Here is a 24,545-nt window from a genome sequence, read left to right on the forward strand (position 1 = left end):
ATTTATAAGAAAGGATGCGTCTTATGAAGAAGATAAAAAAATTAATAACATTTATTGGAGTCATAACTACACTAACACTAATGGTAGCGCTAGTATTTCCTACATGGACCTCGCAAATAAATAGGGAAAATAGTATAAGTACATTAGAGCAAGTAGAGATAAATGGAAGTGGTCATGAAATTATGATACGCGGCAAAGATAAGAACAATCCGGTAATTATTTTTGTACATGGTGGACCAGGTACTTCAGAAATACCATATGCTCAAAAGTATCAAAAATTATTGGAAGAGAAATTCACCGTAGTTAATTATGATCAAAGAGGAAGCGGGAAATCGTATCATTTCTTTGAGGACTATTCAAATCTTACATCAGATCTTCTTGTAGAGGATTTATTAGCTATGACAGAGTATATTTCAAAACGTATGGGAAAAGAAAAGGTAATATTAATTGGTCATTCTTACGGTACATATATCGGAATGCAAGCTGCTAATAAAGCACCTGAAAAATACGAAGTGTATGTTGGGATAGGGCAGATGAGTGATACAGTAGAAAGTGAAATGGATAGTTTAAACTATGTAATTGAACAGGCACAAAATGCTGGGAATACAGATGAAGTTTCCTATTTTAATGGATTGACTGAAAAAATTAAAAATGGCGATACATACACTCCGCGAAATTATGTTGCGAAATATGGTGGAACATCAAGACTCATTGAAAACCCAGATGGTGATAACATCGGAATGTTACTCAGTAATGAATATAACTTGTTTGACGTAATTCGTTATAACGTTGGATTATCAAAATCTCAAACAATCTTATTAGAAAAGGATTTAAAGAATCCATTGCCTACTAAGGTGACGAAACTGAAGCTACCGTTTTATTTCCTTATGGGGAAATATGACTATAACACTTCATCTCATGCAGCAAAAACATATTTTAATACAATTGAAGCAGAGAAAAAAGAATTTATTACTTTTGAAAAATCCGCGCATTATCCGCAATTTGAAGAGAAGGAAAAGTTTTATGAGTGGATGTCCGATACATTTGTAAAATAAATAAAGTGTATCCGAACTATAGAGAATTAAAAAAGTTAGCGAGATATATCATTAAAAAAAGCGAAGTTAAATAAAAAAGACTCTTCTATAAAAAAACAAGAGTCTTTTTTATAATGTTCTCTATATAGAAGGAAAAGATTGGATAATAGTCGAAAAATATAATATAACTTCTGAGAAATGACTAAAATAATACTATTTTGTCGAGAGAAAGGATACGAAGTATGAAAGAAATGTTACAGTTATTTCGCAACAAAGTGTATGCACGTTTTTTTCTAGCGAATATTTTAGAGCGACTCGGTTCTATGATTGCTGGAGTTTCTTTAATGTTTTATTTGCTAGATCAATATGGAAAACAACCAGTTTACGCAACGATGACACAAATTATGATGGCATTACCTGCATTAATCTTTTTTTTATTAGTAGGGACAGTAGTGGATCGTTTTGATAGACAGCGTATTTGTACGGTAAGTAACATATGCTGTTCGTTCTGTAATATTGGAATTCTAATTTCGCTTTATTACGGGATGATTATACTTGTCTTCATATTTTTATTTTTGGAAAATGCATGTATACAATTTTTCTCTCCATCAGAACAGTCGATGATACAGGGTGTAGTTGAATCAGACCAATACGGTGCAGCAGCAGGTGTGAATCAAATGGTAAATAGTTTGTATGCTTTGTTTGGTGTAGGAATTGCAACGATGGTGTACTGGACTTTTGGAATTTACGGGAGCATTTTAGTAAATACGCTCACTTTTATTATGAGTGGTATTTTAATTCAAACGATCTCCATTCCAGAAAAAGTTCGTTTACCAAACGGTATAACAAAATGGAAAGAAGTTAATTTGAAGATGTTAATAACAGAGTTTCAAGGAGGGATCAAGTATATATATCGAAATGAAACTTTAAAAAAATTACTTTTAGGATTTATCGTGTTTGGACTATTAAATGGTATTTTAAGCGTATCCACAACTTACATATTAAAATATAAATTAGCACCAGCAACGTATGAAAGTTTAGCGATGGTGGGCGGTGCAGTTGGAGGGATTTCATTACTAATTGGAAGTATAGTAGCAACAAGTGTAGGTAAGAAATATGCACCCAAACCTATTATTGTATTTGGTATGGCGGGCTCAGGGATCTTTTTCGGTATGTGTTACTTTGTAAACCACGTATGGTCTTTTTACGTATGTATCGCTTTTGCGACATTCTTTTTACCGTTTATTAATGTTGCAATCATGGGCTGGATGTATGAAATTGTAGAAGAGTCATTCATGGGGCGTGTACAAAGCTTACTTAGTCCATTAACGACAGGATTCCAGCTTTTATCTCTCGGTGCGATAGCAATGTTATTCCCAAAATGGATTCGTGCAGATACATTGTATATTATTTTATTTGGTTTATTATTATTTGTTACATGTTTATATCAAGCTATTCTACCTAGTGGGCAAAAGCGAGTACATGCTGTAGCTGAAGAGATGTGATATATTTAGTTTTTGTTTCTGAATATTCTATCGAACGGTAAGGGGAAATCGTTATGTTGATGAGAATGGTTAAGTGGTGTGGGATTACTTGTTTACAACTAGTAGCTGCAATTTTATGTATAATCTGCCTAGGAGCGCTACCGCGTTTATTTAAGGGATTACAAATTGATTTAATCGGTTTTTGGAACACGATTGTATTTCTTGGAGGGAAGTTACTTCAACCGGGTGAAATTACATATGGATTTCGGGATTCAAGAAAATTATTTCCGCAAATATGGATTCATTATATTGAAACGATGATTGTATTTCTATCAGCTTTTTTACTATCTTTGCTTATAGCGTATATACTTGTTGTTTGGGTATTACAGCGTTCTCATATGAAACAGAAAATGTGGAACGGGATTTTTCTTACGCTTGAGAGTATACCAGATATATTACTTATTTTATTATCGCAACTTCTTGTCGTAATTATGTTTCAAAAAACAGGATTTATGCCGATCAAACTGGCTGGATTAGGGGAAGAAAGGATACGTTTGTTACCAATTATATGTCTTACAATACCAACAACATTATTGTTTATTAAACTGTTGTTATTACGGTTTAAAGAAGAATTAGAGAAAGATTATAGTTTGTTTGCTAAGAGTAAAGGGCTAAGCTTACGGTATATTTTGACACATCATATTTCAAGAAATGTTTTATTAACGACAATTTATTACGCGAAAACAAATATTTTATTTATGCTTTCCAATTTATATATTATCGAATGGATTTTCAATACATATGGTATGTTTGTTTTTGTAAAAGAAAATTCGAAATTAGAAATATTTACGGTGAGTCTAGTAATATTATACGTACCGCTTTTTATACTATTTCGTTTATTACATACGTTCTTACAAAATGTTATAAAGGAGCGTGTGTAATATGTGGCAAGTTGTAAAAAGAGATGTGAGATTTTGGATAGGTACTACTTTTTTGAGTGTGCTAATGATTGTTAGTATTGGATATACGTTGTTTTTTGATGGGAATATTCGCGAACTTACGATGATGTATAACGAAAAAGGAGAATTAGAAGCAGCTCCATTTGCACCATCAAGTAAATTTTGGTTTGGAAGTGATGTGAAAGGTCGTGACCTTGTTCAATTAATAATAGAAGGTGCAAAATGGACAGTTGGAGCGAGTATAATTATAGCGATTTTACGAGTTATAGTTGGAGGGGGAATTGGTTTACTTCTTGGTATGTATGGTAAACGTTCTTTTCCAGTTATTTCATCCTTTTTTGATCCTTTTAGTATTGTACCGATGGTTATGATTTCTTATTTTATGTTAAATGAAGTATTAACGTTTGATAGTGGAGCAGAAGTTGTGCCGTTGTATTTGCGGGTAGCATTTCAAATTATAGTTCTTGTATGTCTTGCTGTACCAACAGTGATGTTGTATGTAGCGCAAGAAGTAAAACGTATTAAGAAAGAAGAATTTATGTTGGCAGCTACTGTGCTCGGCGGGAGTAAGTGGCAGAGGTTGAAGCGCCATATATGGCCGCATATGTTACCATCATTTCTTTTATTAGTAGCTCAACAATTTGTAAGTGTACTATTACTTCTTTTACATCTTGGATTACTTAAGTTGTTTTTTGGTGGAACGATATTATTTGGATTAGATGCAGATAGTGTAACAAAGGAATGGACAGGTCTAATTGGTCAAAATTTCCGTCACTTAACTACTCATACATGGATTGTACTTATACCGATTGCTTTTTACAGTATGACAATTCTCGCAGGAAATCTAGTTAGTAATAGTATGCAAGATGCGATTAAACTAGGAAATGTAAGAATGCCTAGGAGTAAGGATAAAGAAGTAAAGGAAGAGAAACAAGTACAATCTACTGTGAATGATTTTTCTTTCTATAGAGATATACAAAAATAAAAAAGATAGCTGAAGACAAATCGTTTTCAGCTATCTTTTTTGTTTATAGTGGAGGTAAATCAATCTTACCTTCTTCAAATAATTCTTTTATCATATGCTTCGTATAACCAGCTGCTTGACCAAATGTGATTTTTGCTGGCATTGGTGCTTCATTAGCATCTACAACTACATCGATAATACATGGTCTACTTTGTTTTACCGCACTTTCGAAAGCAGGAAGTAGTTCATCTAAATTTTCAACGCGGTATCCAATACCTCCGCACGCCTCCGCGTATTTTGCAAAATCAGGGTTTGTTAAGTCTGTACCAAATTCGATATTCCCCATAACTTCTTGTTCGAATTTGATCATGGCGATTTTATTATTGTTTAAAACGACGACAACGATTGGTAGTTTATATTTAACAGCTGTTACGAAATCGTTCATTGTCATTCCAAAACCACCGTCTCCACAAACCGCAAATACTTGTTTATCCGGGAAAGCAATTTTTCCAGCGAGTGCACCAGGTAAACCGCAGCCAAGAGTTGCAAGCCAGCTAGAAATGATAAATTGTTGATTTGTCATACGGAAGTGCCTTGCTGTCCATACTGTTACATTTCCGACATCGACTGATAATATTGCGTCATCTTGAGCTACGTGTTGCAGTGCATGCATAACGCGTTGTGGCTTAATAGGAGTAGAAGAATCGTCTTCTTGATTGTGTAATTTTTCTTCCCACTTTTTCATCATTTCTTGATGATGCTCTAAGAAGGAATGGTCCTCATGTTTTTCTACATTTTCAAGTAACCATTTTAATGTTTTATCAGCATCACCAGCTAAGCCGATATCTGTTACATACCGTTTTCCGATTTGGGCCGGATCGGTATCGATATGGAGTGTTTTTGCTTTTTCAGGTAAGAAACCAGTGAACGGATAGGAAGTACCAACCATAATTAAAGTATCTGCATGTTTCATTGCTTCATAAGAAGGTTTCGTGCCAATTAATCCTAATCCACCAATACAAAGAGGGTGTTCATCAGGAATAATTCCTTTAGCTGGCAATGTAAGTACGATTGGAGCACCAATATGTTCTGCCAATGCAAGTAAAGATTCTCTCGCATGTTTCGTACCTTTTCCAGCTAAAATCACAGGCTTTTTCGCTTCATTTATTGCGAGTTTCGCTGCATCTAAATCTTCTTTTTGCGGAAATAATTCAGGTAAAGTAAAAGAAGTGTTTGTAACACGAGCACCATTTTTTACTTCAAATTTTGGAACATCATCTGGAATCGTAAGAACAGATACACCTTTTTTCGTATAAGCCATTCGAATTGCTTGATTCACGACAGCTGGTAGTTGTTCTGCTGACATAATGCGCTGATTATAAACCGCGACATCATCGAACATTCTTTCCAAGTTTACTTCTTGGAAAAAATCCGTTCCGAGTAAATCAGTTTCTACTTGACCTGAAATTGCTAGCACAGGAGCCTTATCGAGTTTCGCATCATATAAACCATTTAATAAATGAATAGCTCCAGGTCCTGCAATTGCCATACAAACACCAAGTTTCCCTGTTAATTTCGCATAAGCAGCAGCTGCTAATGCGCCAGCCTCTTCGTGGCGAACTTGAATAAATTTGATTTTATCTTGTTTTTTTCTTAAAGCTTCAATAATAGAGTTGATAGAATCTCCAGGCATTCCGTATATGTGTTCTACTCCCCAGTCAATTAACAAATCAACTAGTGCTTCACCGGCCGTTTTCCCAAACATAATTGTTCCTCCTTATAGTAGGTAGATAACATTATGTTTTGGAGAAACAGGAAAAATATACAAATGATTATATTTTTAACTTTAATGATGGCCAGTAAATAGTGTAAATACTGTTATTAATAAAAATCCACTAGTTGCCCACATTAAAAATGTAAGGAAAGAAAGCTGTTTCTTTGCCTTCCAAAGCATTTCATGAATTGTAACATAGCCAAGGGAACCGATAGCACTCCCCATAATGAGTCCTTGTAAATGAAGCGCTTTTCCTTCCATTAAGATACCAAAAACCGTACCGGTACCGAGAATAAGAGAAAGTAATAAAGTTGTTAATAAAAATGAAATATATTTATGTTTTGTAAAGAGAAAGGGGATGATTAATGCTAAGCCTTCAGGAATATGGTGAACGACGATCGCTATTAAAAAAGGTATGGCAGAGTCAGCATGATTAATAAAAGCAGTACCTAAAGCAAAGCCACTCGGCAAATTATGAATAAATATAGCAAAAGAAAGAAAAAGGAAAGTTTGCCATGCTTGTTGATTTTTTTTATGTATGGTTGGATGGTGACAATAGTTATCTAATAAGCTCATAACTAAAATACCAATAGCTATACCAAGTATAGGCCCAATTATTTCATAGCTTGCAAATGTTTCAGGAATAATTTCAAGGGATAAAAGACCAAGCAAAATTCCACCACATAATGCATATAAGCGATGCATTTTTTCTTCAATTAGCTGGCGCGTAGCAATGCCAACAGCACCGCCTAATAATAAGCCACCAAATGAAAAAAATGTAACTATCATAGGAATCCATAATCGTTCCATCGTATCACACTCCGATTCTTCCACCTTATTTTTAGCTTACGAAAAGGAAAGTTAGATTAGTCCAAGTAATTATGTTTGATTATAGAGAAAAAACTAATAATTCGTTATAATTTATATATTAAATTTAAGTGTAAATATGAAATGAGGAAGAATTTTGCAATCAAAATGGAGTTTATCTGAATACGAAAATCCAAAACGATATGATATTGAAAATAAAAGTTTGTCAGATTTTCCGTTCTTACTATCATGGGCACAAAAACTACATATACAAAATGAATGGATTCTAGATATTGCTTGTGGAACAGGAAGAATTACAATTCCATTTATAGAAAACGGATATCAAATGATCGGTGTAGATATACATAAAGGAATGCTTGCTGAAGCGAAGAGAAAAACTATGGATTGTAAGAAGGTAAAATGGTTACAACAAGACTGCTTACAATTGAACATTGAAGATACCATTTCGCTAGCATTTATGGTGGGGCATGGATTCCAGCATTTCCTTACAAATATTCATCAAAATCAATTATTAACATCTATTCATCATGTGTTAGCTGAGAATGGTATATTCATATTCGATACACGTTTCCCTTCAAAAGAAGAATTAATACAGCCATCTGCAGAAGAATATTGGACAACTATTAGTGATGAAAAGGGAAGAAAATGTGATTTATATACTGAAATGATATACGATTCAATTCAGCAAATACAGCATTACATAACAACAAGAAGGTTTTATGAGGACGATGTACTAGTAGAAGAACTGAAAACAACGATAGATCTTCGCTATACATACCCGCAGGAGTTAGAAAGATTATTAGTAGCGAATGGTTTTGAATTATTACATATATATAATGATTGGGAAGGCAATGAGTTAGGGGGAGATTGCTATTCTATGGTAGTAGTTTGCCGGAAGAAAAAATAGTATTATTTTAAAAGTATGAGTGTAAAAAGCCTTTAAGGAGAGAAAAAGATGTCTTGGTACTTAGATAATGTTTATGAAATAAATAAAGAAGCGCCCTATACATTCTATCTTCCTAGCTCAGAAGTGTTGGAGAAATTAAAGATTGGAGATTTGGTAAAGCTAATTTTTGTATCTAAAAATGAGGAAGAAGATGGATTTAATGGTGAAAGAATGTGGGTTGAAATCATTGAAAGAAATGAGAAGAAGTTTGTAGGGGAACTGAGCAATGAACCATATCGCTTAGATTTAAAAATAGGTGATAAAATTTCATTTGGAATTGAAAATATATGTGATACGGAATATAACGACCCATCTTCAAAAGATTGGGATTTTTATTTTGATACGAAGGTAATTGTTAGTAATGATGTACTTGAAAGAAGAGAATTTAACTTTATGCTTAAGGAGGATTCGAGAGAAGAAGGCGACTCTGGTTGGTCAATTTTAAGTGGCTATGAAAGTGATGACTATGTGAATGATCCTAAAAACTTTCAAATTATTTCAATTGGAGTCATATTGAATATAGATGATACTATTTTGAAATTTCTTGAGGAACCACCATTATGTGCATATGAAAGAAATGATGAAGGTAGATTCTATAAAATTGAAGACTACGATTGGGATGCATATTTAAATGGATAGAAAAATTTACTATGTTTTAAAGAAAAGTATATTTTGTTTCGGAATCGTATTTATGTTTTTATTAAGCGGATGTATTAGTTTTGGTAAAGAAACTACAGGATACTATATACTTAATTCCTGAAGAGTACGAAGGGGATTTGATTGTTGTGTACAACGTACCTGGTGCTAAGTTGTTACCGAAGGAAGAGGAGTTTAGTATTGTCACTTTTGCAGCCGACGGGACTGCTTTGACATCTACAAAAAATATGAAATATGGCACGGTAAACGATTTATATTACACAGTAAATAAAGAAGGTCAGCGTACAAAAATTGATTCGAGCTGTATACACTTTGCTTCAACTGGAAGTAGAAGCGAAAATTCGTGGGAATTTCCAGTTGCAAACTTAGAAGTAACTCGTACAGCATGTTCTCAAAAATTTTCAGCAAATGGCAGAGAGGTACCAGAGAATCAAGAACATCCTGCTGAAAAGAAGATGAGAGATTTAATGCAGCATGTACAAGAACAGTATATGAATAAAGTGAAATAGTTATTATGTTAGATTGCAGAAATTTAAAGTGGTGGAAATTGAAGAGAGTAGTAGTAAATGGAGGGTTTTGTAATGCAACAAATTGAAAAAATAGGAAACTCATTTTGGTATATGACACCAGTTTCTGAAACAGATAGACCTATATTAGGAATGGTCGTTGGAAAAGAAAAAACGTTAATGATCGATGGAGGGAATTCAGAGGAACATGCACAATTATTTTTAGAAATGTTAAAAGAAAAAAATGTATCGAATCCTGATTTTGTAGCACTAACGCATTGGCATTGGGATCATATTTTTGGATTATCTGTATTACAGAATGCATTAACTATTTCGCACGCTGAAACGAAAAAAGAAATGCAGTCAATAGTATCTTATGAATGGACAGATGAAGCGTTGGATGCACGCGTGAAAGAGGGTACTGAAATTGCATTTTGTGCGGATTGCATAAAAAAAGAGTTTGAAGAAAAAGCGAGAAATATTAAAATTATTCTTCCAACCTTAACGTTCCAGGATCAAATTGAATTAGACCTTGGTGGAGTGACATGTGTGTTAAAACATGTGGGCGGAGATCATGCACATGATTCAGTTGTTATTTACGTGAAAGAAGAAAAGATATTATTTTTAGGAGACTGTATATATGTAGATATCTTTTCTTCAAAGTGGAACTATACGACGAAAAGAACGTTTGCATTAATAGATGAATTAGAAAAATTTGATGCTGAAACCTATATCCTTTCTCATGGGACAGCTATAAATCGGGATGAGTTTTTACAAGAAATGCGTTTACTAAAAACAGTAGGAACTTATACTGAAATACATAAAGGCGATGAAGGGAAGATAAAGGAAGCGTATAAACGAGACATAGATAGAGAATTAAATGAAGATGAATTAGAAACAATAACGTTTTTTGTAAATGGTTATGAAATGAATAATCTGTAAAATACAAATCTAATCAAATAGCATTAAATTATACAAAAAGAGTATTGAGAGTAAGTGCAATACTCTTTTTGAAATTAAATTTGAAGTTATGAAAAGTCATCAATAATCTCGACTACTTCAATTTCGCCATTAATGAGTAGCTCAGGGAGTTCGTTATTCACATTTCCTTTCCAATATTCTCTAGCTTGTTCCATTTTTTGAGAAAAAGGAATAGCATCTTCTTTCGGTAAAAGATTCCCGTCACCTTCAAAAGAATTTCCGATTACTCGTAGTTTAACAATCTGCAAAACTTCTCGATTGTAAGAATCAAATAACGCTTTCCATTTCAAAGCATCTTCATAGCTTTTAGCAGCATATAAACAAGACAATCTTGACGGATAATTAGGATATTCTTGCAGTCTAATCATTTCCACAATCGTTTCTCTAATGGCTCTAATTGTTTGATCCATGTAATTCATAACTACTGTAGCATTTTCATTCTTTATATGTAATTCTTCATTTGTATAATGCTCTTTTAAAATTTGCATAGAATCTTTACCACTAGAATTTAAATGTTCTCTTTCAAAAAAGAAGTGGAATAGGGTATTTGTTTGATTTTTATTAAATTGAATGATCTGTCCGATCTTCATTTTCTTCCTTGTTACGATATGATATACGAAAAATCCTTGTTCATTCATGGTTCTCCTCCTAGTAGTAATGTTTCAATGTAGTAGTTCAACATTGAAATATATAAAACCTTTATAAGTAAAATTGAGAATTTGGGATGAAAGTAAAGGAAAAATGTGAAAGCGTTTTAAATTTGTTCACAAAATGTTCACTTACGAAGGGGTTTCCAATATCGATATAATGACAAAGACTCAAAGAGAAAGGATGATGAATTTTGCCAACAACAAGAAAGGAAAACCTCCAATTTGGTATGATGATGTGCCTTGGGATGGTTATCGTAATGACGTTTTACAATTTACTAATGAATGGATCAGGAGGGCCAATTCATATTAAGGAGATCGCATTAGAACTATTAATCGGATTCATTATTGCACTATTAATTGAAATGTGTATCGTTGGACCTTGTGCGAAAAAAATTGTATTCATGTTACCGTTTGATAAATCGAAGAAAATAAATATTATTATTGCAATGGCGACAGCAATGGTAATTGGAATGGTGTTCTTTATGTCATTTTTCGGTATGGCTATGATGTATTTACATAATGGACTACATGGTGACTCATTCGTTTCAATGTATTTCTCAATTTTTATTAAAAACTTTATGATGGCGTATCCGTTGCAATTAATTATTATGGGGCCACTTGTGCGTTTCTTATTTGCAAAGTTTGTTTTAAAGAATAAAGTTGTAAAAGTAGTGTGAAATGATTCCTATTATTCGATTATAAAAATTTAATAATATTAATATGCTCTGTGGCATGCAAAAAGAGGGTTGCAAATGCAACCTTCTTTTTACGTTTCTATAAGCTATACCGTGCCAAGGAATATAATATATATAAGAATATGTGCATTGATAGGATTATTGTTTGGATTGAACCAAATCAAAAAAGGATTGTACGTTTTGAGGGCTTGAAAAATTGTCAAATACAATAAAATCGTCTCCATGGTTCATAGTTATTTTTTTGATAAAGGGGATCGCAGACATCTCTAATACAACTCCATCCGTATGACTGAAATCTTCTATTTCAGTGTATTCGAATTCCCATTTTAGCCCTTTTCCAAACATGGCATCAGAGCAGAACAATAATTTTTTATTTGTAGCAGCTAAAATACCAGATCTGCTCATATAACCAAAATGTATTACGCAGTAGAGAGTAGAAAGAATATCTTCCTCACTGTTTAAGTGTTCTTTTATTGTTCTTAGATTCGCCTTCATGATCATGCCTCCTTATTGTTGAAAGTAAAGTGTAAAGTTTTCGTATCTATTTTATCATATATTAATCTTTTTTGATTTTACATCCTATAATCAAAAAATCCCTTTAGAATGGAAATATGTAGTGCTGATTTTTATGTAAGGAATGAAAAGAGAGGGAAGCCTTCTAGTTTTTGTACAATAAAAAGTAAGGAGTAGTGGTGTATGTGTGTGTACCATAATGCAAAGATATTTTAGTTAGAAGCGATGAAGTTCGCGGAACATGTTACAAAGAAAATTAGCTCAGCCTTTCTATGACAAATTCGTTGGTAGTTATAAGGAACTTTGAACTAAGAAAAGCGCCCACTCAATTAAGCTCGTTAAGAGGTACTAAGTGGGGGAGTCGACTATATAAGGTATTAATATGTTACTTCTCAAACCGCAAATGAACAAACTTCAACATCTTTATTAAGTTTACAATTCGTATCATTATACGCGTACTTCCATCCCAACCTTTATTTGTAGGTATATTTTTAAAGAAAGGGGAGCAGCTTAATACTTTTATGTTTGGAGACCATTTTTCTAATGTCTTTGGATTATTTATATAAAAATACATTAGAGCGCCATTATTACCAGATTTTTTTACTGTAGCATTTGAAAGATTTAGGGCAAATTTTGATTCAGCGTCAAAGTATAACTCGCCTCCAGGAAAACGTTTTGACATAGCGACTACAATCTTTTTTAAATCTTCTTCTTTAAAGTAATAAAACACGCCTGCTGATATGAACAGAATACCGTCATTTGGATCATATTTTATATCGTCAAACCAAGAAGTATCAAAAAATGATTTAGCTATACTAGTATTCCTCGATGTATCTTCAATTAAAGTTTTGCGAAAGGAAATGGCATCGGGCAAATCTAGATTATACCAATGTATCGTTCCATTATCAATTCTAGAAAAAGTAGTGTCTAGTCCGGAACCGATATTTACTATAGTAGCATTAGGGTGTTTTGTTATGAATTGTTTTATCGTATCGTCAATTTTTCGTGCACGGGTAATGTAAGTAATACATCCGTATTCGCCAAATGTATTTTCTATTGTTGAAAAGTCAAAATCAAATTCTTTAATAATTCGAATTGCTTCTGTATCATCTAAAATATTCTTATTTTTCTCACTACCATATGCCCTTCCCCATAGTGGAATAAGCATCGTACCTTGTACGGATTGTAAATCTAATTCTTTAACCATGAAACATCCTCCGTTTAGTAATAAACAATATATTTAGTTGTTATTTAACATTTTTGAGAGCATTGTATTTGTTTTATATAGTCCGTAAGTTAAATCCCGCTGATCTTCTTCACTTAGTTTTTCAAGATTGTGAGTGAAATTATTATATATTTGTTTCCATCTCTCATAATGTACTTTTTTAGCTTTTTCTGTCAGAGAAATTAATATGGCTCTTTTGTCTACCGTATCTTGCTTTCTTACAATGTATCCGTTTTGTTCTAAGTTACGTACTGTTACACTTAATTGCTGTTTAGGTATGTTTAAATAACTAGCAATCATTTTTAAATTTACAGGCACCTTTTGCTGGGCGATATACTCTACTACGTGTTGCTCTAAATGTGTAAATTCAGAGGATTTCTCCGATAGTAATTTGAAAGTACCCGACATATTTAATAATAAATTCATGTATTCATTTAATAATTCATTTTGGGTCATTGTTTCACTTCCTTTATGCATTTAGTAAATATTTTATTACTATTTTTATTGTTAATCAAGCATTTCAATTAATAATAGTAAACGTTTTTTTACTATAATTCGTTTTTGAAACTAAATGAATTAAAATAAAAGAGCATAAGGGATGCTTTTAGGGGAGAAGAATATAAACGGAAACAAAATATTACTAAATACATATAACTAATGAATTCAATGTCTTTTTTAGTTATTATGTTGTAAATCATTTTATGATAAAATCTTTTACATAATTTAATAAAGGGGTAGTATTCTATGGGTTATTTTTCAAATGGTTTATTAGTTTTGTTTGTGCTAATCGTATGCAGTTGTATAATTTTTGGTTAATAATATAATGAGAGTCTTATATAAAGGAAGTTATCTCTAGTGAGATAACTTCTTTTTATTTTATATTGAGAAGGAATTCTATCTTTCTTATTGAAGTTTGTTCTAGTTATTTTCACGTCAATCGCAATTTTCATAAGGGGAATTTTATGGAACATTAACAAACTATAGAATAGGGAGTATTTACATGGAAAATAGTATACGCTACACAAGTGAACATCCTACAGATTTTAATGGATTATTAGCCTTATACGAATCTTTAGGATGGAATTCTCTTAAATTAACGGTGGATGAATTGGAACAAATGTGTAGACAAAGTTGGTATGCGATATATGCTTTTGATGATAAGAAGCTAGTAGGGATGGGGCGTATTATATCAGATGGTGTAATAACAGGCATTATTTGTGGTGTTTGTGTATTGCCAGAGTATCAGTCCATTGGTATTGGAAAAGAAATAGTAGAACGATTAATCCATCACTGCGAACAAAACAAGGTTATTCCTCAACTTATGTGTGTGGAAAAGTTGCAATCTTATTATGAATCTATAGGGTTTCAGGCATTTTCTGTTGGAATGAAAAAACATATTATAAGATAGTAGAGCTTTATATTTCCAGTTTACTCGTACATATTTTCACACTTCAGGATAAAGGAGAGTTGCTATATGGAGATTGCAAAAGGGGTAGAAATGTTACAACTTGAGTTTCAAGAATTTATAATTCACCCAATTCTTTTATGGGATGATGAAATGGCAGTTTTAATAGATACTGGTTTCCCTGGACAATTTGAAGATATTCAAGTAGAGATGGAGAGAGTTGGGGTATCTTTTGATAAGCTAAAAGTTGTGATTTTAACGCATCAGGATATAGATCATATAGGTAGCCTTCCTGAATTATTGGAGAAAGGTGTAAGCGATATTAAAGTTTATGCACACGAGCTAGATAAACCATATATTGAAGGGGAGTTTCCTTTATTGAAGGATGGACAAATAAAGAGTCCACCAAGTGGAAAAGTAAGTGATACTGTGATTGACGGGCAAGAACTTCCATATTGCGGTGGGATACTAATTCTACATACTCCAGGGCATACTCCGGGGCATATTAGTTTATATTTGAAACAAAGTAAAACTCTTATTGCAGGAGACTCGCTGTATAGTGTGAATGGAAAGTTAGGAGGAATTCACGCCCCAACAACTTTAAATATTAAAGAAGCGCAGCAGTCTTTGAAGAAGTATTTAAATTTAGATATTGAATCTGTAGTTTGTTATCATGGTGGATTAAGTAAGGGAAATATAAATATTCAAATTCAAAAGTTGTAAAGGTAGGAAGTGAAATTTTTTTGTTAAATAGTGCTAAAATATAATTTAATTACGAGTATATAAATAATAAAAAAACATGTTTGAATTTTTTAAACATGTTTTTTTATTAAATGGAATCTATTCATATTAACGGCCTAATCCGTTCCAATAAAAAGAAACAATTTCTTGTGCTAATTCATCTATATTTGTAAGAATAGGATTGTGATTCTCATCTTTAAAATTCCCAATTGATAATAAAGATACGAATGCATGAGCCACAAACTTAGCGTTCCCTTTTGGGATTTCTCCAATTTGCATCGCGTTATCGAGTGCTTTTTCTAATACTTCATACATGTTGTCTTCAGCATGTTTTAATTGTTTCAATTGTTCTTCAGATAAAGATAGTTTTGCATCTTTCATAAAATTCTTCATATCAATATCCATCGTTGCGTGTAAGTATACTTTAGCAAAGTCCAATAATCTTTCTTTTAAAGTCTTATTTGTAGAAAGGATTTGAAACATATTCTCGCGTATACGTACCATCATTTGAATCATAGTAGCAGTAAATAAATCTGCTTTTGTTGAATAGTAATAGTAGACGGTTGCTTTCGTAACACCACAAACTTTTGCGACTTCATCCATGGAAACGACTTGATAATTTTGAGTAAGAAATAGCCGAGTTGCCACTTCCAAAATGGTTTCTTTTGTAGATTTTGTATTTTTATTTTGACGAGGCCTTCCAAGAGGACGTTGTTTTTGTTCCAAATCTATTCGCTCCTGACATGTATTGTTAAGATAATTATAACACAAATTTTTATTCATTCTTGATTAATTAACCGACCAGTATATATAATTAATAGTGGAAGAGAAAAGGAAGGTGGGTTTTATGAAAAAGCACCGGTTACATATGTTAGGGAGGTTTGTAGCAGGGAAGCATACACAATGGATAACTTTATCGGTATGGATTTTTATTACATTAGTACTTTCATTTACGTTACCACAAGTAAACAATACGAAAGAACCGAATCCGAAAAATTTACCTGAAACAGCTATGTCGCAGCAAGCGGAAGCACTTATGAAAAAAGAGTTTCCGAATAATGCAGGGAATCCTTTATTAGTAGTATGGTATAGAGATGGTGGATTACAGTCGCAGGATTATAAACTCATACAAGACGTTTATAAAGAGTTAAAAGCTAGTCCTTTAAAGGAACAATCAACGTTACCACCATTTGATACAATCCCGGAACAAGCATTATCAAAAAGTGCATCAAAAGATGGTACATCATTTGTTACACCAGTATTCTTTAACAAGTCAGCTGGAACAGATATATTAAAAGGAAATCTTGATGATTTAAGAAAGATAGTGAATAGTAAGGTGGATGTAGATCCATTTAAACAAAAAATAAGTGATTCTGGATTACATGTTCGATTATCTGGACCAGTAGGCATTCAAACAGATGCAGTTAGTTTATTTAGTCAAGCAGATGTAAAATTATTAGTTGCTACTGTATTACTCGTATTAGTCCTATTAATTTTGCTATACCGTTCACCAATTTTAGCAATTTTACCTTTACTTGTTGTTGGCTTTGCATACGGTATTATTAGTCCTACACTCGGTTTTTTAGCTGATCACGGATGGATTAAAGTCGATGCCCAAGCGATATCAATCATGACAGTGTTATTGTTTGGTGCTGGAACGGACTATTGCTTATTTTTAATTTCGAGATATCGGGAGTACTTGTTAGAAGAAGAAAGCAAATATAAGGCGTTGCAACTTGCAATTAAAGCTTCTGGCGGGGCAATAATAATGAGTGCATTAACTGTTGTACTTGGATTAGGAACATTATTACTTGCTCATTATGGTGCCTTTCATCGGTTTGCAGTGCCATTTAGTGTAGCTGTATTCATAATGGGAATTGCTGCTTTAACAATTTTACCAGCGTTATTATTAATTTTCGGTAGAGCTGCATTCTTCCCGTTTGTACCGAGAACAACTTCGATGAATGAGGAATTAGCAAGAAGGAAAAAGAAAGTAGTAAAAGTTAAAAAATCAAAAGGTGCCTTTAGTAAAAAACTTGGAGATGTTGTAGTACGTAGACCGTGGACAATCATTATGCTTACTGTATTTGTATTAGGTGGATTGGCATCATTTGTACCACGTATTCAATACACGTATGATTTATTAGAATCGTTTCCAAAGGATATGCCTTCACGCGAAGGGTTTACGTTAATTAGTGATCATTTTTCAGCTGGTGAACTAGCGCCAGTAAAAGTTGTTGTTGATACGAAAGGAAAAGAGCTTCCTATGAAACAAGAACTAGAGAAATTCTCTTTCGTAAAAACAGTTAAAGAGCCAAAAGATGGGAAAGAAAATAAGCAAATTAAAATGTATGAGGTTTCTTTAGCTGAAAATCCATACTCAATTGAAGCGTTAGATCAAATCCCTAAATTGAAAATCCATGTAGAAAAAGTATTAAAAGATGCTGGGGTTACCAAAGCTGAAGATCAACTATGGATTGGCGGAGAAACAGCTTCATTATATGATACAAAGCAAATTACAGAACGTGATGAAGCGGTTATTATTCCAGTAATGATTAGTATTATAGCTTTATTATTACTTGTTTACTTACGATCAATTGTCGCGATGATTTATTTAATTGTAACAGTTGTTTTATCATTTTTCTCTGCATTAGGAGCAGGATGGATATTACTTCACTTCGGTATGGGAGCACCGGCCATTCAAGGCGCAATACCTTTATACGCATTTGTATTTCTAGTTGCTTTAGGTGAAGATTATAATATCTTTATGGTTTCAGAAATATGGAAAAACAGAAAGACACAAAATCATTTGGCTGCAGTAAAAAATGGGGTTATACAAACAGGTAGTGTCATTACATCAGCAGGTTTAATTTTAGCAGGAACTTTTGCGGTATTAGGTACACTTCCAATTCAAGTTCTTGTTCAATTTGGTATTGTAACTGCAATTGGTGTATTACTAGATACGTTTATTGTAAGACCATTACTTGTACCAGCAATTACAGTTGTTTTAGGTCGCTTTGCTTTTTGGCCAGGGAAACTTTCGAGAAAGAGTGAAGAGATACAAAAAGTGGATGCATAGTTGAAAAAGCCAAGGATATTTTCCTGGGCTTTTTTCAATGTAATTAATTTTTTGAAGTTAAATCATCAGATGTAGTATGATCAGCATCTTCAATAGCAGTTTCTGGCATTCCATATAAGCCGTTCATTGCTTGTTCTTCGATATTAAGATTTGCAGTATTATTATTTTGAATAGGTGTAGCGTTTTCGGTAACATTTTCTTTTTTATTTACATTTTTGTTATTCATGTATGAATCCTCCAAATTTCATTTGATTTATTTATAGTATGTGGATAGGTTTCCATAAATATGTGAATGGATTCTTATAGATGTTATATAATTAAATAAACAATTAGTGTGAAATGTAAACTGTTAGGAGTGAACAATTATGGTGAAAGCAAGGAAATTAGCCTTCTAAAATAAAAAGAAAATTTTAGGAGGCTATTAAAATGAAGTTTCATGTAATTGACAGAGAAAAATGGAATAGAAAGCAGTATTTTGAACATTATCTAAAGTTGAAATGTACATTTAGTATGACTGTGCATGTTGATATCACAAGGTTATTAAAGGAATTACATCAAAAGGGAATAAAATTTTATCCCGTTTTTATATACTTAATTTCTAAAGTAGTAAATAATCATAAAGAATTTCGAACATCTTTTAATGAGGAAGGAGCTTTAGGATATTGGGAGGAAATGATCCCAAGTTATACAATCTTCCATAAAGATGATAAATCTTTTTCAAGTATATGGACGGATTATTCTAGTGATTTTCACATTTTCTATAGAAACTATCAAGAGGATATGAGGTTGTATACTAATGTTCATGGTCTCTTCACGAAAGAAAACATTCCTCCCAATGTTTTTCCGATTTCTAGCATACCTTGGGCTAGTTTTACTGGATTTAATCTAAATATTAATAATGAGGGTGATTTTCTATTACCGATTATAACTTGTGGGAAATATTTTAACGAAGAGAATAAGGTTATGTTACCAGTTTCATTGCAAGTACATCATTCGGTTTGTGATGGGTATCATGCGAGTCGATTCCTAGAGGATTTACAGCAACTAATTAGTAATTGTAACAAATGGCTTAAGTAATTTTTATTTTTTAATGAGAATAAGTTTTGATATTTAATAGATAAAGTAGAAAATAAAAAGAAGAGCATCTGTATATTTTACAGATGTTTTTCTTTTTATACATGTATATTATTTTTTTGGTGGAAAATATAGATGTATTCGTAGTTTAATAGAAGAGAGATTAATAGTTTGAATTTTCTTTATTTTTAAATAAATATAAAAGTTGAATGATTTATCGGTTTTAATAGGAGGGGAAAGTAGAATGGAATTTTTACGTATTGAAAATGATGAGGTTTTAATCAATAATATGGCACAGTTATATTGTAAAGCATTTGAGAAAACAAATTTCAATGAAATAATTGAGCGAATGAAAAGACATGTAGAATATACAGATTTTAAAGGTATAGTAGCAATAAATGATGAAAATGAAGTGGTTGGTTTTACTTATGGTTATCGCTCATTAGAAGGACAGTACTATAATCAATTAATGAGAGAAGCGTTGAATCTAGAGCAAGTAGAAGAGTGGTTACAAGATTGTTTTGAATTTGTAGAGTTAGCAGTTCATCCACAATATCAAAATGAAGGTCTTGGAACAAAATTACATAATGAATTACTAAAAAGGATTTCAAATAGAACGAGTGTTTTAACAACGCAAATAAATAATGAAAAAGCGCGTTCGTTATATGAAAGATTAGAGTGGGTAAATATATTGGAGCCATTCCATCCAAGTAAAAATGATGTTCCATATATAATAATGGGAAAAACATTAAAAACAAAAGTGAATTGATAATTATTTTGTTCGCAAAGGTTATTATCTTGTAATAATAAAGGGGAAAGCAAAAATGACAACAATATTTATAGAAAAAGCTACAATTTTAGATGCAGAAAAGTTAACAGAAATAATGACAAGAACATTTGATGAAGAAGAAAAACGATGGTTATGTGGTCAAGGTGATGTTATTGACTATAACATCCAACCACCAGGGTATTCTTCAGTAGAAATGATGAGATATTCAATCGAAGAATTGGATTGTTACAAAGTGATAATGGATGGAAAAATAATCGGGGGAATTATAGTTACGATCTCAGGTAAATCATATGGCCGAATTGATCGTATTTTTGTAGAGCCTGTTTATCAAGGAAAAGGAATTGGGTCATATGTAATTAAATTAATAGAAGAGGAATATCCGAGCATAAGGATTTGGGATCTCGAAACATCTAGTAGACAACTTAATAATCATCATTTTTATAAAAAGATGGGCTATGAAACTATTTTTAAGTCTGAAGATGAGTATTGTTATGTAAAAAGAATCACTGTAGAGTCAGCTGAAGAGAACCTAATAAAAAATAAAGATATGAAAAATAGCCAATACGAAAACTGTAATCTAGCAAATACAGAGTATTATCAAGTGAATTTAAAAAACAGTTCCTTTGTTGGTAGCAATATGATGAATATGAAGATGAGTAATTGTAATGTGAGACAATCAAATTTTAGAAATATAAATTTTAGAAATTCTTCATATGCAGATTTAAATCTTTCTGGTAGTAAATTTAATTTTGTGACTTTAGGTGGAGTTCAATTTAAAGATACAAGTCTCGGAGAAGATAAAGATCCTATTTCATTTAATAGATGTGATTTAGAAGGTAGTACGATAAGTAATAGTAATCTAAAAAATATGGACATAGAAAATTGTGATATAACCGGTATGAAAATAAATGGTATTCCAATTGAAAAACTGCTTGCGTTATATAATAAAGTAAAAAGTTAACCGTAATGTAGATAAGTTGCTCGCGAATCTAATGTTATACTGAAATAATTATGTAAAAATAATATAAAGAAATAAAGAAGAGAAGGGGTTTCATGCAGGAGGATAGAAATATGTATTGTTATGAATATGGAGGGAAGAAAATATGACGATCAAAGTAAGAGCGGTAGAAATACAAGATGCTAGAGCGATTCACCGTATATGCATACAAGATGACGTTTTACCTTATATGGTTTTCTTACCTAGCATGCGTGTAGATGCGATGGAAAATAGAATTCGAAATTTAGCTTCAAATCAATTTGAATTTGTTGCAGAGTATGATGGGGAAGTTGTAGGATTTGTTGGATTAACCCAAAGTCCAGGACGTAGATCTCATTCGGGTGACTTGTTTATCGGGGTGGATAGTGAATATCATAATAAAGGCATTGGAAAAGCTCTTCTTACAAAAATGCTTGATTTGGCTGATAATTGGTTAATGCTAGAGAGAGTAGAACTAGGTGTTTTAGAAACGAATCCGAAAGCGAAATCTTTATATGAAAAATTCGGATTTGTAGAAGAGGGAGTAAAGATAGGGAATTTGAAAGCTCACGGAAAGTTTATTAATGAAATTATGATGAGTCGTTTTAGACCTGACGGTTTAATCGTACATAATGCATAGTGAAAGCATGACAGTATAATGTCATGCTTTTTTGAAAAATTCTTTGTTATAGTATATTGTTTTTATATTTGTAAGATTTTACATACGTGTTTTACTTTTACTAATTATGTAAATAGGCTATACTAAAATACATACATTTTAGTATTGGAGAGAGAAGTAAAACGACATGGAATTAGTGAAATTGGAAAAAGTAATTGAAATAAAGAAAGAAGAACTTTTATATTTAGTATCAGATTACGGAATTCAACATGAAAAAGTATTGGCATTAAGTCAAGAAATAGACAAATTAATTAATTACTTTATGTTTTTAAAATAGGAAGAACTATGACATGATGTGAAAATGTTATAGTTCTTTTTTATTTGGAAATTCAGATGTATATTCTATATACTAATAATAGATGGAATATTCTGTTTTGTTGGAGGGGAATATATGATATTACATACACACATTTCAGGTGAAGGAGAACCAATTATACTTTTACACTCTGGTGGTATGACAGGTTTAGTAGAATATGAAGAGCAGGTAGCATTTTTTCGAGAACAAAATTATCAAGTCATTCGCCCTGATTTAAGAGGGCATGGAAGATCAGGAGGAGCATTGGAGGATTATTTCATACGTTCTGCAAAGGATTTATATGATACGTTAGAGCATCTACAAATTGATAGATGTCATATAGCTGGTGTTTCACTAGGAGGATTAGTCGCTTTATTATTTGCAAAAAAGTATCCAGAGAAAGTGAGAACATTAACTTTTTCAGGTATATTTCCGGTTAAGAGGGATAATTGGGAAGAGTCTCTGGAGTATGAAGCGAAGTGTCACCAGCAATTGATGGGAAATGAAGAAGTCGTAACTTATATGAATCAAATTCATGAAAAAAGTGATTGGAAAACATTGCTTGAATCGTGGCAAGTTAAAGATTGGTATCCTTTCGATGAAACTGGTGATGTAGCGAATCTTCAAATACCTACACTTTGTATTGTTGGGGGAGATTCAGAAGATGAAGTTACAGCTGCAACAACGTTCAAACAATTAAACAAAAATATTCATATTGCCGTTATTCCGTTTGCTGGTCATTTAGTGCATAATGATCAACCAAAAATTTATTCGAATATATTGTCTAATTTCTTACAGAACGCGCAAGTTGCTAGTCGAATATAAGGACTTTTGGGTATAATAATAAAGGAATTATTAATTGTATCGGTTAGGAGCGCAATACATATGAAAACAGTTGTTGTCATCGGTGGAGGTATAACAGGACTTTCTACTATGTTTTATTTAGAAAAATTAAAAAAGGATTATAATATAGATTTAAATTTAATCCTTGTAGAAAAAGAAGAGTACTTAGGTGGGAAAATCCATAGTGTAGAAGAAAAGGATTTTATTATGGAATCCGGAGCAGATTCTATCGTTGCTCGTAATGAACATGTCATGCCGCTTATAAAGGATTTAAATTTAGAAGAAGAAATGGTGTATAACGAAACGGGTATTTCTTACATATATTCTGATAATACTTTACATCCAATTCCTTCTGATACTATATTTGGGATACCGATGAGTGTCCAGTCGTTGTTTAGCAGTACGCTAGTATCAACGAAAGGGAAAATTGTTGCTTTAAAAGATTTCATAACGAAAAATAAAGAGTTTACGAAGGATACTTCTCTTGCTGTATTTTTAGAAAGCTTTTTAGGGAAAGAGTTAGTAGAAAGACAAATTGCTCCGGTGCTTTCAGGTGTATATTCCGGAAAATTGAATGAGCTTACTATGGCGTCTACACTACCGTATTTACTGGATTATAAAAATAAATATGGAAGTATTATTAAAGGTTTTGAAGAGAATAAAAAACAGTTTCAATCAGCAGGAAATAAAAAGTTCGTATCATTTAAAGGTGGATTATCTACGATTATTGATCGTTTAGAAGAAGTGCTGACTGAGACGGTTGTTAAGAAGGGTGTTGTAACGACAGCTGTAAGTAAACAAGGTAATCGCTATGAAGTCTCCTTTGCAAATCAAGAATCAATCCAAGCTGATTATGTTGTTTTAGCAGCTCCGCATGATATCGCAGAAACTTTATTACAGTCTAATGAGTTAAACGAGCAGTTTCATACATTTAAAAATTCATCACTTATAAGTATTTACTTAGGATTTGATATACTAGATGAACAATTACCAGCGGACGGCACAGGATTTATCGTAACAGAAAACAGTGATTTACATTGTGATGCTTGTACATGGACAAGTCGGAAGTGGAAACATACATCTGGAAACCAAAAGCTATTAGTGAGAATGTTTTATAAGAGCACTAAGCCAGTATATGAAACGATTAAAAATTATAATGAAGAAGAACTAGTACGAGTCGCTTTATATGATATTGAAAAAAGTCTCAGAATTAAAGGTGAACCAGAAGTAGTTGAAGTGACAAAATGGAAAGATTTAATGCCGAAATATCATTTAGAACATAATCAAGCAGTTCAAACATTACAAGAAAAAATGAAGGATCTATATCCTAATGTATACTTAGCGGGTGCCTCATATTACGGTGTCGGCATTGGTGCGTGTATTGGAAATGGAAAGAACACTGCAAATAAGATAATTGCAACATTAAATGAACCGACAAATTAATATA

Annotated in this window: 26 protein-coding genes and 1 pseudogene; 19 read left to right on the forward strand and 8 right to left on the reverse strand. The window is 32.4% G+C overall.

Going from position 1 to position 24,545, the window contains the following annotated elements:
• Positions 1–23 precede the first annotated feature (23 nt).
• The 4 genes from RTP99_RS04935 (at position 24) to RTP99_RS04950 (ending at position 4,462) form a co-directional block, all read left to right on the forward strand.
• Positions 24–1,055 (forward strand): alpha/beta hydrolase, encoded by a 1,032-nt coding sequence (locus tag RTP99_RS04935; RefSeq protein WP_000721366.1) that lies wholly within the window; start codon positions 24–26, stop codon positions 1,053–1,055.
• 221 nt (positions 1,056–1,276) lie between these two features.
• Positions 1,277–2,539 carry an MFS transporter gene (locus tag RTP99_RS04940; RefSeq protein WP_000661750.1) on the forward strand — a complete coding sequence of 421 codons (1,263 nt, stop codon included), beginning with the start codon at positions 1,277–1,279 and terminating at the stop codon, positions 2,537–2,539.
• Between the two features lie 53 nt (positions 2,540–2,592).
• The gene (locus RTP99_RS04945; RefSeq protein ID WP_000929039.1) at positions 2,593–3,459 is read left to right on the forward strand and encodes an ABC transporter permease subunit; all 867 of its coding nucleotides are present in this window, start codon (positions 2,593–2,595) and stop codon (positions 3,457–3,459) included.
• 1 nt (position 3,460) lies between these two features.
• On the forward strand, positions 3,461–4,462 hold the full coding sequence (locus RTP99_RS04950; RefSeq protein ID WP_000267892.1) for an ABC transporter permease subunit: 1,002 nt from the start codon (positions 3,461–3,463) through the stop codon (positions 4,460–4,462).
• A 43-nt stretch (positions 4,463–4,505) separates the two neighbouring features.
• Here RTP99_RS04950 and RTP99_RS04955 read toward each other — a convergent pair whose 3' ends face one another.
• Both RTP99_RS04955 and RTP99_RS04960 read right to left on the reverse strand, forming a co-directional pair.
• Complete coding sequence (locus tag RTP99_RS04955) at positions 4,506–6,206, reverse strand: pyruvate oxidase (RefSeq protein ID WP_000467237.1); 1,701 nt, start codon at positions 6,204–6,206, stop codon at positions 4,506–4,508.
• Between the two features lie 81 nt (positions 6,207–6,287).
• Positions 6,288–7,025 carry a ZIP family metal transporter gene (locus RTP99_RS04960; RefSeq protein ID WP_000440596.1) on the reverse strand — a complete coding sequence of 246 codons (738 nt, stop codon included), beginning with the start codon at positions 7,023–7,025 and terminating at the stop codon, positions 6,288–6,290.
• Between the two features lie 154 nt (positions 7,026–7,179).
• Between RTP99_RS04960 and RTP99_RS04965 the strand changes: the two genes are divergently transcribed.
• The 4 genes and pseudogenes from RTP99_RS04965 to RTP99_RS04980 all read left to right on the forward strand — a co-directional run bounded on the left by RTP99_RS04965 (position 7,180) and on the right by RTP99_RS04980 (position 10,094).
• Complete coding sequence (locus tag RTP99_RS04965; RefSeq protein WP_001190950.1) at positions 7,180–7,950, forward strand: class I SAM-dependent methyltransferase; 771 nt, start codon at positions 7,180–7,182, stop codon at positions 7,948–7,950.
• 48 nt (positions 7,951–7,998) lie between these two features.
• A complete protein-coding gene (locus RTP99_RS04970) occupies positions 7,999–8,628 on the forward strand; it encodes an immunity protein Imm33 domain-containing protein (RefSeq protein ID WP_000119251.1) in 630 nt (209 codons plus the stop codon).
• Positions 8,621–9,155, forward strand: a pseudogene (locus RTP99_RS04975) (DUF6843 domain-containing protein). Before RTP99_RS04970 ends, RTP99_RS04975 begins: the two are co-directional and overlap by 8 nt.
• A 72-nt stretch (positions 9,156–9,227) precedes the next feature.
• On the forward strand, positions 9,228–10,094 hold the full coding sequence (locus tag RTP99_RS04980) for an MBL fold metallo-hydrolase (RefSeq protein ID WP_001184062.1): 867 nt from the start codon (positions 9,228–9,230) through the stop codon (positions 10,092–10,094).
• A gap of 86 nt (positions 10,095–10,180) precedes the next feature.
• Here RTP99_RS04980 and RTP99_RS04985 read toward each other — a convergent pair whose 3' ends face one another.
• Complete coding sequence (locus RTP99_RS04985) at positions 10,181–10,771, reverse strand: DUF2441 domain-containing protein (RefSeq protein WP_001005237.1); 591 nt, start codon at positions 10,769–10,771, stop codon at positions 10,181–10,183.
• 203 nt (positions 10,772–10,974) lie between these two features.
• On the opposite strand from RTP99_RS04985, the gene RTP99_RS04990 reads away from it, so the two are divergent.
• Complete coding sequence (locus RTP99_RS04990; RefSeq protein ID WP_001143418.1) at positions 10,975–11,460, forward strand: DUF2798 domain-containing protein; 486 nt, start codon at positions 10,975–10,977, stop codon at positions 11,458–11,460.
• Between the two features lie 156 nt (positions 11,461–11,616).
• Here the strand turns inward: RTP99_RS04990 and RTP99_RS04995 are convergent, their stop codons facing one another.
• From RTP99_RS04995 to RTP99_RS05005, 3 genes are all read right to left on the reverse strand, one after another.
• The gene (locus RTP99_RS04995; protein WP_000646624.1) at positions 11,617–11,973 is read right to left on the reverse strand and encodes a PH domain-containing protein; all 357 of its coding nucleotides are present in this window, start codon (positions 11,971–11,973) and stop codon (positions 11,617–11,619) included.
• Positions 11,974–12,376: 403 nt separating this feature from the next.
• Positions 12,377–13,198, reverse strand: a complete 822-nt coding sequence (locus tag RTP99_RS05000; RefSeq protein ID WP_000237910.1) for a class I SAM-dependent methyltransferase — start codon at positions 13,196–13,198, stop codon at positions 12,377–12,379.
• Positions 13,199–13,231: 33 nt separating this feature from the next.
• Positions 13,232–13,672, reverse strand: coding sequence for a MarR family winged helix-turn-helix transcriptional regulator (locus RTP99_RS05005; protein ID WP_000192926.1), 441 nt, complete (start codon positions 13,670–13,672; stop codon positions 13,232–13,234).
• Positions 13,673–14,216: 544 nt separating this feature from the next.
• Here RTP99_RS05005 and RTP99_RS05010 point away from each other — a divergent pair.
• Positions 14,217–14,624 (forward strand): GNAT family N-acetyltransferase, encoded by a 408-nt coding sequence (locus RTP99_RS05010; protein WP_000431728.1) that lies wholly within the window; start codon positions 14,217–14,219, stop codon positions 14,622–14,624.
• Positions 14,625–14,690: 66 nt separating this feature from the next.
• Positions 14,691–15,344, forward strand: a complete 654-nt coding sequence (locus RTP99_RS05015) for an MBL fold metallo-hydrolase (protein ID WP_000401486.1) — start codon at positions 14,691–14,693, stop codon at positions 15,342–15,344.
• A 126-nt stretch (positions 15,345–15,470) separates the two neighbouring features.
• Here the strand turns inward: RTP99_RS05015 and RTP99_RS05020 are convergent, their stop codons facing one another.
• Positions 15,471–16,094, reverse strand: a complete 624-nt coding sequence (locus tag RTP99_RS05020) for a TetR/AcrR family transcriptional regulator (RefSeq protein WP_073569364.1) — start codon at positions 16,092–16,094, stop codon at positions 15,471–15,473.
• Positions 16,095–16,209: 115 nt separating this feature from the next.
• Between RTP99_RS05020 and RTP99_RS05025 the strand changes: the two genes are divergently transcribed.
• Positions 16,210–18,441 carry an MMPL family transporter gene (locus tag RTP99_RS05025; RefSeq protein WP_000716608.1) on the forward strand — a complete coding sequence of 744 codons (2,232 nt, stop codon included), beginning with the start codon at positions 16,210–16,212 and terminating at the stop codon, positions 18,439–18,441.
• Between the two features lie 43 nt (positions 18,442–18,484).
• Here the strand turns inward: RTP99_RS05025 and RTP99_RS05030 are convergent, their stop codons facing one another.
• Positions 18,485–18,667 (reverse strand): DUF4021 domain-containing protein, encoded by a 183-nt coding sequence (locus tag RTP99_RS05030; protein WP_001060704.1) that lies wholly within the window; start codon positions 18,665–18,667, stop codon positions 18,485–18,487.
• Positions 18,668–18,867: 200 nt separating this feature from the next.
• On the opposite strand from RTP99_RS05030, the gene catA reads away from it, so the two are divergent.
• The 7 genes from catA (at position 18,868) to RTP99_RS05065 (ending at position 24,541) form a co-directional block, all read left to right on the forward strand.
• Positions 18,868–19,518 carry a type A chloramphenicol O-acetyltransferase gene (catA, locus tag RTP99_RS05035; RefSeq protein ID WP_000668545.1) on the forward strand — a complete coding sequence of 217 codons (651 nt, stop codon included), beginning with the start codon at positions 18,868–18,870 and terminating at the stop codon, positions 19,516–19,518.
• Between the two features lie 241 nt (positions 19,519–19,759).
• On the forward strand, positions 19,760–20,284 hold the full coding sequence (locus tag RTP99_RS05040) for a GNAT family N-acetyltransferase (protein WP_000395071.1): 525 nt from the start codon (positions 19,760–19,762) through the stop codon (positions 20,282–20,284).
• A 55-nt stretch (positions 20,285–20,339) separates the two neighbouring features.
• A complete protein-coding gene (locus tag RTP99_RS05045) occupies positions 20,340–21,266 on the forward strand; it encodes a GNAT family N-acetyltransferase (protein ID WP_000207432.1) in 927 nt (308 codons plus the stop codon).
• Positions 21,267–21,408: 142 nt separating this feature from the next.
• Positions 21,409–21,921 carry a GNAT family N-acetyltransferase gene (locus tag RTP99_RS05050; protein ID WP_000153565.1) on the forward strand — a complete coding sequence of 171 codons (513 nt, stop codon included), beginning with the start codon at positions 21,409–21,411 and terminating at the stop codon, positions 21,919–21,921.
• A 166-nt stretch (positions 21,922–22,087) separates the two neighbouring features.
• Entirely contained in the window at positions 22,088–22,237 is a 150-nt protein-coding gene (locus tag RTP99_RS05055) for an aspartyl-phosphate phosphatase Spo0E family protein (protein WP_000424361.1), read from the forward strand.
• 114 nt (positions 22,238–22,351) lie between these two features.
• On the forward strand, positions 22,352–23,080 hold the full coding sequence (locus RTP99_RS05060) for an alpha/beta fold hydrolase (protein WP_000600635.1): 729 nt from the start codon (positions 22,352–22,354) through the stop codon (positions 23,078–23,080).
• Positions 23,081–23,140: 60 nt separating this feature from the next.
• A complete protein-coding gene (locus RTP99_RS05065; protein WP_000860375.1) occupies positions 23,141–24,541 on the forward strand; it encodes a protoporphyrinogen oxidase in 1,401 nt (466 codons plus the stop codon).
• Positions 24,542–24,545: the final 4 nt, after the last annotated feature.

The organism is Bacillus sp. (in: firmicutes), from assembly GCF_031983925.1.
Taxonomy (GTDB): domain Bacteria; phylum Bacillota; class Bacilli; order Bacillales; family Bacillaceae_G; genus Bacillus_A; species Bacillus_A pacificus.